Annotated in this window: 9 protein-coding genes; 1 reads left to right on the forward strand and 8 read right to left on the reverse strand. The window is 62.5% G+C overall.

What is annotated here, in order from left to right:
• Positions 1–27: 27 nt before the first annotated feature.
• Positions 28–909, reverse strand: a complete 882-nt coding sequence (locus tag DNK10_RS24045; RefSeq protein ID WP_131178305.1) for an ABC transporter permease — start codon at positions 907–909, stop codon at positions 28–30.
• Position 910: 1 nt separating this feature from the next.
• Positions 911–2,107, reverse strand: coding sequence for a quaternary amine ABC transporter ATP-binding protein (locus DNK10_RS24050; protein WP_131178304.1), 1,197 nt, complete (start codon positions 2,105–2,107; stop codon positions 911–913).
• 1,308 nt (positions 2,108–3,415) lie between these two features.
• On the opposite strand from DNK10_RS24050, the gene gbdR reads away from it, so the two are divergent.
• Positions 3,416–4,516 (forward strand): choline metabolism transcriptional regulator GbdR, encoded by a 1,101-nt coding sequence (gene gbdR / locus DNK10_RS24055; RefSeq protein ID WP_131193295.1) that lies wholly within the window; start codon positions 3,416–3,418, stop codon positions 4,514–4,516.
• Between the two features lie 813 nt (positions 4,517–5,329).
• On the opposite strand, the gene DNK10_RS24060 is transcribed toward gbdR, so the two are convergent.
• The 6 genes from DNK10_RS24060 to DNK10_RS24085 all read right to left on the reverse strand — a co-directional run bounded on the left by DNK10_RS24060 (position 5,330) and on the right by DNK10_RS24085 (position 12,789).
• The gene (locus tag DNK10_RS24060; RefSeq protein WP_131193296.1) at positions 5,330–5,578 is read right to left on the reverse strand and encodes a hypothetical protein; all 249 of its coding nucleotides are present in this window, start codon (positions 5,576–5,578) and stop codon (positions 5,330–5,332) included.
• 39 nt (positions 5,579–5,617) lie between these two features.
• Entirely contained in the window at positions 5,618–6,391 is a 774-nt protein-coding gene (gene etfB, locus DNK10_RS24065; RefSeq protein ID WP_131193297.1) for an electron transfer flavoprotein subunit beta, read from the reverse strand.
• Between the two features lie 132 nt (positions 6,392–6,523).
• Positions 6,524–7,753, reverse strand: coding sequence for an electron transfer flavoprotein subunit alpha (etfA, locus tag DNK10_RS24070; protein ID WP_131193298.1), 1,230 nt, complete (start codon positions 7,751–7,753; stop codon positions 6,524–6,526).
• A 90-nt stretch (positions 7,754–7,843) separates the two neighbouring features.
• Positions 7,844–9,817, reverse strand: coding sequence for a dimethylglycine demethylation protein DgcB (dgcB, locus tag DNK10_RS24075; protein WP_131193299.1), 1,974 nt, complete (start codon positions 9,815–9,817; stop codon positions 7,844–7,846).
• Positions 9,818–9,936: 119 nt separating this feature from the next.
• On the reverse strand, positions 9,937–11,997 hold the full coding sequence (dgcA, locus tag DNK10_RS24080; protein WP_131193300.1) for a dimethylglycine demethylation protein DgcA: 2,061 nt from the start codon (positions 11,995–11,997) through the stop codon (positions 9,937–9,939).
• A 261-nt stretch (positions 11,998–12,258) separates the two neighbouring features.
• Positions 12,259–12,789: a DUF5943 domain-containing protein gene (locus tag DNK10_RS24085; protein WP_131193301.1), complete on the reverse strand. Its 531-nt coding sequence runs from the start codon at positions 12,787–12,789 to the stop codon at positions 12,259–12,261.
• Positions 12,790–12,841 lie beyond the last annotated feature (52 nt).

Below are 12,841 nucleotides of genomic sequence, written 5' to 3' on the forward strand. Positions count from 1 at the left end.
TTGAAAGAATGCTGAGTATGGTCGGCTTTACTGGCGTTGCAGGCGAGCGCTCAGCCAGTTCAACCAGCCGGCACGGTTCGCGGCGGTTTGCGGGGTGCCGAAGCTCTCGGTAATACGGTCGAGGATGATCGCCAGCAGAACCACGGCCATGCCGCTTTCGAAGCCCAGGCCGATGTCCAGACGCTGGATACTGGCCAGTACGTCGTTGCCCAGGCCGCCAGCGCCGACCATCGAGGCAATGATCACCATCGACAGGGCCATCATGATGGTCTGGTTGACGCCTGCCATGATCGACGGCATCGCGTTGGGCAGCTGTACCTTGAACAGCAGTTGGCGACCGTTGCAGCCAAACGACTGGCCGGCCTCGACGATTTCCTTGTTGACCTGGCGAATGCCCAGACTGGTCAGGCGTACCGCCGGCGGCATGGCAAAGATCACCGTGGCGATGATGCCGGGCACGCGACCGAGGCCGAACAGCATGGCCGCCGGAATCAGATAAACGAACGCCGGCATGGTCTGCATGAAGTCCAGAATCGGCCGGATGATGGTCGACACGCGCTCGCTCTTGGCAGCCCAGATGCCCAGGGGAATGCCCATCAGCAGGCTGATCAAGGTCGCCGAGAAGGTCAGGCCAAGAGTGACTACGGTCTGTTCCCAGAAGCCGGTCATGACGATCAGCACGAATGCGATGGCGGTGAACACGGCGAAGCGCAGACCAATACGCCACAGGCCGAGGGCGACGAAAATGGCGATCAGCAGCCAGGCCGGCGGCAGCATGAGCACGGCTTCGATGCCTTCGGAAAAGCCACTGACCACACTGCCGATGCTGTCGAAGGCGCCGCTGTAGTTATCCAGCAGGTGTTGCACCGAGTCGTTGACCCAGCTACCCAGATCCAGTTTCTCGCTCATGTCATTCTCCCTGCAGACGAGTCAGGAGGCGGCCTTTGCTGATGGCGCCGCTGTAATTGCCATCCTGGTCGACCACCGGGATCGGACCCTCGTTGTCCACCAGGCGGCCGATCACCTGATCCAGTGGCATATCTTCGGGAACCGGGTTGATTTCCTTCAGAACGGCCTGCTCCAGCGAACAGGATTCGCCACCCTCGACCATCAGGGCGATCCTCTCCAGGCTGATGGAGCCCTGAAACTTGTTGTCTTCGTCGACGATGAAGGCGTAGTGCTTGTCCTGCTCCTGCAGCTCCCGGCACACGGTCTGCGCGTCCGGCGCTTGGCCGTTGTGCACATAGATAGGCACGCTGTCGGCCTTGAGCTGGCCGGCGGTGAGATAGCGGCTGGTGTCGACCGTATCGAAGAAGTTGCGCACATATTCGTTGGCAGGATTGTCGATAAGCTCCTGCGGTGTGCCGACCTGGATCAGCTTGCCGCCTTCCATGATGCCGATGCGAGTACCGATGCGCATGGCTTCCTCGATATCGTGAGAGACGAAGATGATGGTACGGCGGTCGGTCTTCTGCAGTTCGAGGAGGATGTCCTGCATCTCGCGGCGCTTGAGCGGGTCAAGGGCCGAGAAGGCCTCGTCCATGATGATCATCGACGGGTCGACGGCCAAGGCGCGGGCCAGGCCGACCCGCTGCTGCATGCCGCCCGAGAGTTCGTGAGGAAATTTGCCGGCGAAGGTATCCAGGCCAACCTGGGTGAGTACCTGCATGGCGCGTTCTTCACGCTCCTTGCGGCCCTTGCCCGCCACTTCGAGACCGAAGGCGGCGTTATCCAGAACGGTGCGCGACGGCATCAGTGCGAAGGACTGGAAGACCATGCTCATGTCGCGACGACGCAGATCGATGAGCTGATCCTTGGGCAGTTTGGCGACGTTTTGCCCGTCGATGTAGACATTGCCGGCGGTGGGCTCGACCAGTCGGTTGATCAGGCGGATGAGGGTGGATTTACCTGAGCCGGAAAGACCCATCAGCACGAAGATTTCACCTTCCTCGACGCTGAACGATACGTCGCTGACGCCAATCACGGCGCCCTTCTCGGCGAGAATTCTGTCCTTGCTCCAACCCTGCTTGAGCAGGTCGATGGCTTCTTGCGGCTTGTCGCCGAAGACCTTGTAGAGGTTCTCGACAACGATTTTTCCAGACTGCATGGGATGGTTCCCCTTCAGTAGACATCCAGAGCAGTTACACGCAGCTTGCCGCGCGCCCACAGGGCGTTCGTCAGGCGATGTCGACTGTTCTTGCTTGTGGGTATATACACGGTTCCGAGGTTTGGACAGCGGTCTGGTACATGGCGTTCTGCTGGCACTCGCGCACGCTCCCGAAGACCTGCTATGGCGGCTTGCAGCCCCCAGCATTCCTGGTTGATGTGTCGAATGAATATCGCGTTGCCGTGCTGCAAACTGCTTTCCAAACCCTCTGGCAGTGTTACGAAGCCCAATCCTTGGGGAATTCACATCTCATCCGAGATGCGCGTACGTCCGAAATTTCTTGTTGGGCTGGCGCCCTGTTGCGGTAGCCAGCACTTATCTGTTCTTCGGTCCGGAGCGGAGGGCTCCAGTCTGCCACTCTGGTCAAGAGGGACAGCGACGAAATCGGCTGACTCAACGATATAGTCTTGCGGTCGTGGCAATTATCGAATTGCGACCCTGACGTGTTGGGCGACGACACATAAGCCCTCGCCTAAAAAACCATAACAGATTTTTTCTACCCTTGGCCAAGGCTGAAAGCCACGCGCGGCGCGGTTTCCAGCTTTTCGGTAGGCCTTAGGCTAGGTGAGCCGGGGGCTGTAGCGAATTCGAAAAAAATCGTATGTAAAGCTGTCGGTAGAGGAAAAACGGCGGGTCGAGAGCGGTTTTTTTGCACCGTTTTGGTTCTTGCGTACATGCATGGGTGGCAGGGTTTTCGTGCAGAACGCCGCCTATGTGTGGCGTCACGTCGTCGCGAATTGACGGCGTTCATGGGCATGAGCGGGATGACGCTCAGTGCCATCGAGTACTGATTGCCGGATGATCGTCATGCCCAGCCGTTTGGAACGGTTTCTGTGTCCGCCCGTGAGCGCTTTTCGCTCAGATTTCCGGTCACCCGCCAGCTTTTGGTGCAGGCCATTCGATGGCCGAATCGTCACCTGAGTGACCGGGCGGTCACGCTCCCCGTTACTGTCGCCAGGTAACCACCCTAAAAGCGCGGGAACACCCTTTCCCGGGAGTGCTACCAAAATGCTCAGGCCCTTGTGGCATGGCACTTTGCGCCCGTTTCACGATTGCTGATCCCGCACGCCAGGTTCCCGCCGCCGGGGCGTTCCAGCCTGGGCGATATTTTTTATTGAACGGGTGTTCAATGTCGGCATGACCTTTGCGTTGTATAGGCCATCTGCTTGACTACCGTATGCCGTAATCACAAGAAAATCAGAGCCTCGCGATGAAGGCTCACAACGTGCTTAGCGTGAGGGTTCACTGATGTCACAGTTCAATCAAGGAGCGCCGCTCCCGAGCCGTGTTCCCCAGTCCATCGGGTTTCTCCTGCTGGACAATTTCACCCTGATCTCTCTGGCATCCGCCGTGGAGCCCCTGCGCATGGCCAACCAGCTCTCCGGCAAGGAGTTGTATCGCTGGCACACCCTGACCCTCAATGGCCTGCCGGTCTGCGCCAGCGATGGTTTGCAGATCACTCCGGATGCCAGCACGGCCAACTCGCCGGCGCTGAGTGCGGTGATCGTCTGTGGCGGCGTGGACATCCAGCGCAGCGTCACCCGCGAGCACGTGCAATGGTTGCAGGCTCAGGCACGTCAGGGCCGGCAGATGGGCGCCGTGTGTACCGGCAGTTGGGCGCTGGCCAAGGCCGGGCTTCTCGATGGCTACGATTGCAGCGTGCACTGGGAGTTTCTCGCTGCGATGCAGGAGGCATTCCCCCGCGCAGCCATCACCACGCGGCTGTTCTCCATCGATCGCAACCGCAACACCTCGTCCGGCGGCACCGCGCCGATGGACATGATGCTGCACCTGATCGGCCGTGAGCATGGCCGCGAACTGGCGGCGGCGATCTCCGAGATGTTCATCTATGAACGCATCCGCAACGAGCAGGATCACCAGCGCGTACCGCTCAAGCACATGCTCGGCACCAACCAGCCGAAGCTGCAGGAAATCGTCGCGCTGATGGAGGCCAATCTCGAGGAGCCTATCGACCTCGACCAGTTGGCGCTCTATGTCGATGTATCGCGGCGTCAGCTGGAGCGCCTGTTCCAGAAATACCTGCACTGCTCGCCGTCGCGCTACTACCTCAAGTTGCGCCTGATTCGCGCCCGCCAACTGCTCAAGCAGACGTCGATGTCGATCATCGAAGTGGCATCGGTCTGCGGCTTCGTCTCCACGCCGCACTTCTCCAAGTGTTACCGCGAATATTTTGGTATTCCGCCACGCGATGAGCGTGCCGGTAGCAGCTCGAACGTGGTGGCGCTGGTGCCGATCCATGACGACCTGATGCCCGAGTCTTCTTCCGCCATGTCCGCGCTCAGCCGTGCTCAGGGTGAGTCGACCTTCGCCAGCGTGCGCATCGTCTGATTTGTGGCGGTAACGGCCCACGGCCGTTACCGCCATGTCTCCTGAACAAAAATCGCCGGGAGCGATTTTTGACGTCGCCTGCGACAGCCCGAAGAGTGGCCGCCAGGGGATGGCAGGCACAAAAAATTGCCGGGAGCAATTTTTGACGTCGCTCCGCGACGGCCCGTAGGGTTGCCGCCAGGGATGGCAGGCAACAAAAAAACACCAGTCGCTCGAGAGCCCCGCAGCGCCAGGCTTTCAACGCTTTCCAAACAACTTATCCACAGCCACGCACACAGTATTTGTGCGCAAGCTATTAGTGCTGATGAAAACTTCGTCTGCTTTTTGCGATTTTCACTGGGAAGGCCCTGGAAAGGGCTTCTCGGCAATCCTGCAGGACAACGCCTGGGCAAAAAAACGGCAAGCGGCTGCAGCGCCCGTGAGACCGGGCGGCTGGCAGTTATTCAACAGGTTATCCACAGCCGCATACACAGTATTTGTGTGCAAACCATGGCGGTTGGAAAGGCGGGCGGCTGCGCTGCAGCCTACCCTGATGTTCGAGAGCCCCTAGGGTCTGATCCCGTTTCATCGCGAGCCGCGTTGCCGCGAGAAATGGCCTCCGGTTAGGCGCAGGACGCCGGGAATGGTCGTTCCCTTGCCAAGTCCTGCAACGACAGCGGAGGTCATTTCCCGCGCAACCCGCAGGGCCGGGCCAGTTTTTGCGCGATGCGGCGTTACTCGATGGCTCATTTGGCCCGCCAAACTTCGCATCTCGTGCCTTGCCTCGCGCCAAAACTGGCTCCGGCGCGGCCGTGAGTGAAACGGGAACAGACCCTAGCAACGTGGCACGAGAGCCGGCAGCAGGGTTCGGGAGATGGCTTCGCGTACGGTCGGCAGCACGGTGGCGCTACCGGCGAGTATGTCCTCGACCATGTGTCGCAAGGCAACGGCGCGCTCGGGGCACAGGCCGGTGACCGCGTATTCGCAGGCCTGCTCGGCACTCGCACCGCTGGGAATGCTGATGCCCAGGGCTACCAGGCGTTCACGGAGATCTTCCTGGTCGATCAATTCGGCGTGCATCATCGTCCTGTCCTCGTGGCGTGTTTGAAGATCGGCGCCTGGTCAACGCAGCACGCCTTCGTCCAGCAGTAACTTGAAGATAGCCTCTGCACCTTCCTGTGGCGAGACACCGTTGAGCACCTGGCCACCGCCGCCCGATGCTTTTGCCGTGGCGGCCTTCATGCGCTCGGCGCCGGTCTTGGCCTTGATCACTTTCAGGCGCTTGGGTCGCGGACGGGCCGGTTGCCACTGGGCATCGGCGTAGAGCGGGTCGTCGACCAATTCCACCGATTCACTATCCAGAGTGCCGCGACGCGCCGGGCCGAATGCGCTCTGGCGAGCTGCCGGTGCTGCACCGTCGACACTGGCGACGAACGGCAGACGCACCTTGAGCCGGCGTCGTTGCCCGCGGGGCAGGGCCTGCAGCACCTGGGCGCTGCCACCTTCGATGCTTTCCACTTCCGCCAGGCCGACGATCAGCGGCCAGCCCAGGCGCTCGGCCAGCAGGTAGGGCAGCATGCCCGAACCTTCGCCCGTTTCCGCCTGGCTGCCGGTCAGCACCAGCTGTGCCTTGGCCAGTTTCAGGTGTTCGGTGAGAGCGGGCAAGGCATCGGCCTCGCGGGGCTTTTCGAGTACCGTGAGGCCGGGCAGGCCCATGCCGAGATAGGCGCGCAGGGTTTCTTCCCGTGGGTCGCCGGCGTGCACCACATCGAGTTTCTCGCCGGCCAGTTTGAGGCCCAACTCCACGGCACGGGCATCCTGCTCGGCACGGCGTGGCCGCCCCGACGCGGGGTGCGAGCCGATCGATATGAGGGCGACTACGTTCAGTTCAGCCATGATGCAGCCCTCGCAGGTGCGGCGTAGGGTGGAAGACGCTCTTTTCTTCCACCATGGATTCTCTGGCAAAACCGGTGGATGGGGCGGGCCGCGCAGGCAAGCGTCATCCACTCTGCGGAGTTGATCCGTGACCTATGCGGCATCGCGCTTGGCTCCGTGACGGTGGGCTTCGACCTTGTCGATCAGCGCCTGGAGGATCGCGGCGGAATCGCCGATCACCGCCATGTCGGCGCGCTTGATCATGTCGCAGCCGGAGTCGAGATTGATCGCCACCACCTTGTCGCAGGCGCCGATGCCCTGCAGGTGCTGGATGGCGCCGGAGATGCCCACCGCCAGGTACACGCGGGCGGTGACCCAGGTGCCGGTGGCACCGACCTGACGGCCCCGCGGCATATGACCGTCATCTACCGCAACGCGGGAGGCGCCTTCGGTGGCGCCGAGGGCGACGGCGGCGCGATGGAACAGCGCCCAGTCCTTCACGCCATTGCCGCCGGAGAGGATGAACTCCGCTTCGGCCATGGGAATCTGTGCCGGGTCGACGGCCACCGAGCCGAGGTCTTCGATACGCGGCAGGTTGCGCGCGACCTGCGCCGACAGCTCGACCGCCCGCGCTTCGTGGCGGGTTTCGCTGACCGGGTCGGCGCACTCCGCGGCCGCCAGAATCAGGCGTGGCGTGGCCTGGGCGATGTCCTCGCGGCCAGCGCCGGCGCGGCCGGTACTCTGCCCGTCCTTGACCTGCCAGACGCGGGTCGCCGGGCGTTCGCCCAGGCTCGCCGCCAGGCGCCGGCCCAGTTCACCACCACCGTTGCGGCTGTCCGGCAGCAACCAGTGACGCGGCGCGAACTGGCTTTCCAGCGCACGCAGGGCGAGCACGCGTTGCTCCGGCGAATAGCCTTGGTACTCATCGCCGTCGAGCATCAGCAGGCGGTCGACGCCCGCGGTGTCGAACGCGTTTTCCTTCACCTCGCCAAACACCACGGCAAGCACCGCGCCATCTTCACCTGCAAGCTGATGGGCGAGACCGAGCAGATCCTTGTCGTGGCCGCTCAGGCGACCGCCGACCATGTCCGGTACTACGGCGATGAAGAATGCCGGTTGTTCGATGACGTGCAATGGCAGTTGCACCTCCACGCTGACGCTCTGACGCTTGCCTGAACCGCCCTGCTGGGCGCCACTGCGGTCGATACGCTTGAGCCCGGCCGGGCCGATGAAACCGGCGGCGGCCGCGTGCGGGTTCTTGCGGATGACGCCGTTGGGGCCCAGCCACTGGATTTGCTGGGTCTGCATGGCGGCGTGCAGCGGATGCAGACGATTGCGGGCGATCCACTCAGCGTGCGGGTCACGGCGGATGATGTCACTCATGGCTGCCTCCCCCGCCAGCGCGGCACCGTAGGATGGGTGGTAACCCATCGGCCATTGATGGGTTATCACCCATCCTACGCATATGAGCCATCACGCCACCTCCACGGTGGCTGGTTTGGCCACCGGTTTCTTCAGTTGTGCTTCGCTCTCGATCAGTACATCGGCGACCAGTTCGGCGATGTCCTTGATCTGCGGGCGTGGTTCGACCACGCCTTCGAGCATCACGGTGCATTGCGGGCAGCCGACGGCCACCAGCTCGGCGCCGGTTTCCTTGATGTCTTCCATGCGCATGTCGGGAATCCGCTGCTTGCCGGGGATATCGGTGATCGGCGCGCCGCCACCGCCGCCACAGCAGCGCGAGCGGAAGCCGGAGCGGGCCATTTCCCTGACCTCGATGCCGATGGCCTTGAGCACCGCGCGCGGCGCCTGGTACTCGCCGTTGTAGCGGCCCAGGTAGCAGGGGTCGTGATAGGTCACGCTACCGCCCTTGTGTTGACCAAGGGCGAGCAGGTCGCGCTGCATCAGCATCTCGATGAAGGTGCTGTGGTGCATGACCTGATAGTGGCCGCCCAGGGCGCCGTACTCGTTCTTCAGAACGTGAAAGCTGTGCGGGTCGCAGGAGACGATGGTCTTGAACTGGTACTTGGCGAGGGTGGCGATATTGCGCCTGGCCAGTTGCTGGAAGGTCGCTTCGTCCCCGAGGCGACGGGCCACGTCACCACTGTCGCGCTCTTCCAGGCCGAGCACGGCGAAGTCCACGCCGGAGGCTTTGAGGATCTTCACGAAGGCGCGCAGGGTGCGCTGGTTGCGCATGTCGAATGCACCGTCGCCAACCCAGAACAGTACGTCGGCGTGTTTCCTTTCGCTCATCAGCGGCAGGTTCAGATCCGCCGCCCAGTTCAGTCGCCCGCCCGGTGCGAAGCCGCCCGGGTTGTCGGTGGCGATGAGGTTTTCCAGGACTTCGGCGCCCTTGTTCGGCGTCGAGCCTTTCTCCAGGGTCAGGTGGCGGCGCATGTCGACGATGGCGTCGACATGCTCGATCATCATCGGGCATTCCTCTACGCAGGCGCGGCAGGTGGTGCATGACCACAGGGTGTCCGCATCGACCAGCGCCTTGCCCTGCAACGACACGATCGGCTGGTGCGGCCCGCCGCTGTGCTCGCCCAGCGGTTTGCCCGGGTAGGGCGAGCCGGCGAATTTGGCGTCGCTGCCGCCGGCCAGGCCGATGACCATGTCCTGGATCAGCTTCTTCGGGTTCAGCGGCTGGCCGGCGGCGAAGGCCGGGCACATGGCCTCGCACTTGCCGCACTGCACGCAGGCATCGAAGCCGAGCAACTGGTTCCAGGTGAAGTCGCTGGGTTTTTCCACGCCCAGCGGCGCTTCCGGATCGTCGAGATCGAGAGCTTTCAGCCCGGTGGAGCGGCCACCGCCAAAGCGTTCGCTGCGGCGGTGCCAGGCCAGGTGCAGGGCGCCGGCGAAGGCGTGCTTCATTGGCACGCCCCAGGTCATGCCGAAGAACAGCTCGGACACCCCCCAGGCCACACCGACAGACAGCAGCGTAGCGAGAATCCAGCCGCCGCTGCTCTGCCAAGAAAAGTCATCCGGCAGGATGCCGGCAACCGGCAGCGTGGCGATAAAGAAACTCACCGAAAACATCAGCAGGCTTTTCGGCAAGCGCATCCATGGGCCTTTCGACAGGCGCGCTGGCGGGTTGCGCCGACGCTTGGCGACGAACAGCGCGCCAATGAACATGCACGCCGTCGCGGCCAGCAGGGCGAAGCCGAGGATGCGGTTGTGCAGGCCGAAACCATGCACGACGATCGCCAGCACGGCGGCGAGCACGAAGCCGCCAGCGGTGGCCACGTGAGTCCTGGACATGTAGCTGTCGCGCTCGACCACATGATGTAGATCGACCAGATAACGGCGCGGCATTTTCAGCAGGCCACCGAGCCAGTCGACCTTCGACGGCCGCCCGCGACGCCACATGAAGAAGCGTTTCGCCGCGCCCAGTACGGCCAGGCCCAGGGCGGCGAACAGCAGGATGGGGAGAATGGTGCTAAGCATGGTGAAGCTCCCGCAAGGGTCTTGTAGGAGCTGGCTTGCCAGCGATTCGGGCTCCGCGGTTATCGCTTGGGCCGCGTTATCGTTCATCGCCGGCAAGCCGGCTCCTACAGGGAGGCTGCTTAAAAGTCTTTACACAGGCGCAGCGCGTCATAGATCGCCGCATGGGTGTTGCGCTGGGCCACGCAGTCGCCGATACGGAACAGCAGGTAGCCGTCACCGACCTGGCTCAGACTTGGCTGCGGTTGAATGGCGAACAGCGCGTCGATATCCATCTGGCCCTTGTTGCGTGAGCCTTCCTTCAGCGCGTAATAGAGCCCTTCATCCGGGCGCACGCCGTTCTCCACGACCACCTGATCGACCACCCGCTCTTCCTTGGCGCCGGTGTATTCGTTCTCCAGCACGGCAATCTTCTTGTCGCCCTCGGCATAGACCTTCTCCAGCATCATGTCGCCGGTCATGATCACTTCCTTGGGGTACATGCTGCGGTAGTAGGTCGGGAAACTGGTGCCGCCGATGGCCACGCCGGGCTTGATGTCGTCGGTGACGATCTCGACCTGGCAGCCCTTGTCGGCGAGAAAGTCTGCCACCGACATGCCGGTGAATTCGCAGATGGTGTCGTACACCAGTACGTTCTTGCCCGGTGCCACCTTGCCGCTGAGGATGTCCCAGCTGCTGACCACCAGGCCTTCGTCCGCGCCCCAGTGCTCGACCTGTTCGAGGAACGGGTGACCGCCGTTGGCGAGGACGACGATGTCGGCGCGCAGGTCATTGATGGTGTCCACGTCCGCCGCGGTGCCCAGGCGCAGATCGATGCCCAGGCGCGCCAGTTCCAGTTGATACCAGCGGGTGATGCCGGCGATCTGGTCGCGTTGCGGCGCTTTCGAGGCCAGGGTGATCTGTCCGCCAAGGCTGTCCTGTTTTTCAAAAAGCGTCACGTCGTGGCCACGCTCCGCTGCGACTCTCGCCGCCTCCATCCCGGCAGGGCCGCCACCGACCACCACTACCTTGCGCCTGGGCCCGGTGGATTTCTCGATGATGTGTGGCAGGCCCATGTATTCGCGGCTGGTCGCGGCATTCTGGATGCACAGCACGTCCAGGCCCTGGTACTGGCGGTCGATGCAGTAGTTGGCACCGACGCACTGCTTGATCTGGTCGACCTGGCCCATCTTGATCTTGGCGATCAGGTGCGGATCGGCGATATGCGCGCGGGTCATGCCGACCATGTCCACGTAGCCGCCTTCGAGAATACGTGTGGCCTGGTTGGGATCCTTGATGTTCTGCGCGTGCAGCACCGGCACGTTGACCACTTCCTTGATACCGGCCGCCAGGTGCAGGAACGGCTCCGGCGGGTAGCTCATGTTGGGAATGACGTTGGCCAGGGTGTTGTGGGTATCGCATCCCGAACCGACCACGCCGAGGAAGTCGAGCATGCCGGTGTCGGTGTAGTACTTGGCGATCTGTTTCATGTCGTCGTGGGACAGGCCGTCCGGGTGGAACTCGTCCCCGCAGATGCGCATGCCCACGCAGAAATCGTCGCCCACTTCGGCGCGCACTGCCTTGAGCACTTCCATGCCGAACTTCATGCGGCCTTCGAAGGTGCCGCCCCATTCGTCGGTGCGCTTGTTGACCCGTGGCGACCAGAACTGGTCGATCATGTGCTGGTGCACGGCGGACAGCTCGACGCCATCCAGGCCGCCCGCCTTTGCGCGACGAGCTGCTTGCGCGTAGTTGCCAATGACGCGCCAGATTTCTTCTTCCTCGATGGTCTTGCAGGTGGCGCGATGCACCGGTTCACGGATGCCGGACGGCGACATCAGGGTCGGCCAGTGGCCGCCATCCCAGCGCGAGCGACGGCCCATGTGGGTAATCTGGATCATGATCTTGGCGCCGTGCTTGTGCATGGCGTCGGCCAGGTTCTGGAAGTGCGGGATGATGCGGTCGGTCGCCAGGTTCACCGAGGCCCACCAGTGTTGCGGGCTGTCGATGGCGACCACCGAGGAGCCGCCGCAGATCGCCAGGCCGATGCCGCCCTTGGCCTTTTCCTCGTAGTACTTCACGTAGCGGTCGGTGGTCATGCCGCCGTCGGTGGCATACACCTCCGCGTGCGCAGTGGAGAGCACACGGTTACGGATGGTCAGTTTGCCGATCTGGATCGGCTGGAACATTGCTTCGAAGGCCATGACCTTCTCCTCGATTCGGCGACGGCATGGCACCTCTAAAAACTACCTACGTTGTCATCGCTGCGTTAAAAACAGGCTCGTGTGCGAGTCCAATCAAAATGCTCATTTACAACTCGTAAACTGCGCTTTTTCGCCTGTTTTTGCCTTGCGCTGACTGCCTCGCCTACGTTTTTAGAGGTGCCTGTACACGCTATGTTTTGCGTTCACGGTTAACGCGGGTCTGGAGCGCCTTTATCGAGTGGCGCTCCTGATTTGAATAGGTCAGAGCGGGCGGGTGACGAACAGGCCATCGTCGTGGCCTTCTTCGGAACCGCCGTATTCCTGCACGGTGACCGTACGGATGGCGCTGCCCTTGGCTGCCAGGATCTGGTCGAGGGCGCCGGAGAACCAGCCGGTGAACATGTAGTCCACCTTGCGGCCGACCTTGCCGTACACATACACGAAGGCCGAATGCTTGAGGCGCACTTCGGCGGTACCGGCGTCGAGGTCGAGCTTCTCCACTTCGAACAGCCCCCAGCCGCGCTGCGAAAGGCGTTTCATGTAGTGCTCGAACACCGCGGCGCCTTCGATGCCATGGCACTCGGCTTCCTTCTCGCACCAGTGCCAGGCGGATTTGTAGCCGGCCTTGTAGAGAATTTCGGCGTACGTGTCGGCGCCGAGCACTTCCTCGATACCCATGTGGTTGTTGACGAAGAAATGCCGCGGCACGTAGAGCATCGGCAGAGCGTCGGTCGTCCAGACGCCAGTTTCGTCATCGACCTGGATGGGCATTTCGGGGGCGTGGGTGGCCATGTGGATAACTCCATAATCAAGTCGTTTGTAGGGTGGATCGGGCGTCGCGTCC

The sequence above is a fragment of the Phytopseudomonas daroniae genome (assembly GCF_004327275.1).
GTDB classification, from domain to species: Bacteria; Pseudomonadota; Gammaproteobacteria; order Pseudomonadales; family Pseudomonadaceae; genus Aquipseudomonas; species Aquipseudomonas daroniae.

Bases quoted from the DNA above. Each gene is read 5' to 3' on its own strand.
- DNK10_RS24045 (WP_131178305.1), bottom strand. From the start codon at position 909: ATGAGCGAGAAACTGGATCTGGGTAGCTGGGTCAACGACTCGGTGCAA.
- etfA (WP_131193298.1), bottom strand. From the start codon at position 7,753: ATGAGTGACATCATCCGCCGTGACCCGCACGCTGAGTGGATCGCCCGC.
- DNK10_RS24085 (WP_131193301.1), bottom strand. From the start codon at position 12,789: ATGGCCACCCACGCCCCCGAAATGCCCATCCAGGTCGATGACGAAACT.
- DNK10_RS24050 (WP_131178304.1), bottom strand. From the start codon at position 2,107: ATGCAGTCTGGAAAAATCGTTGTCGAGAACCTCTACAAGGTCTTCGGC.
- gbdR (WP_131193295.1), top strand. From the start codon at position 3,416: ATGTCACAGTTCAATCAAGGAGCGCCGCTCCCGAGCCGTGTTCCCCAG.
- dgcA (WP_131193300.1), bottom strand. From the start codon at position 11,997: ATGGCCTTCGAAGCAATGTTCCAGCCGATCCAGATCGGCAAACTGACC.
- dgcB (WP_131193299.1), bottom strand. From the start codon at position 9,817: ATGCTTAGCACCATTCTCCCCATCCTGCTGTTCGCCGCCCTGGGCCTG.
- DNK10_RS24060 (WP_131193296.1), bottom strand. From the start codon at position 5,578: ATGATGCACGCCGAATTGATCGACCAGGAAGATCTCCGTGAACGCCTG.
- etfB (WP_131193297.1), bottom strand. From the start codon at position 6,391: ATGGCTGAACTGAACGTAGTCGCCCTCATATCGATCGGCTCGCACCCC.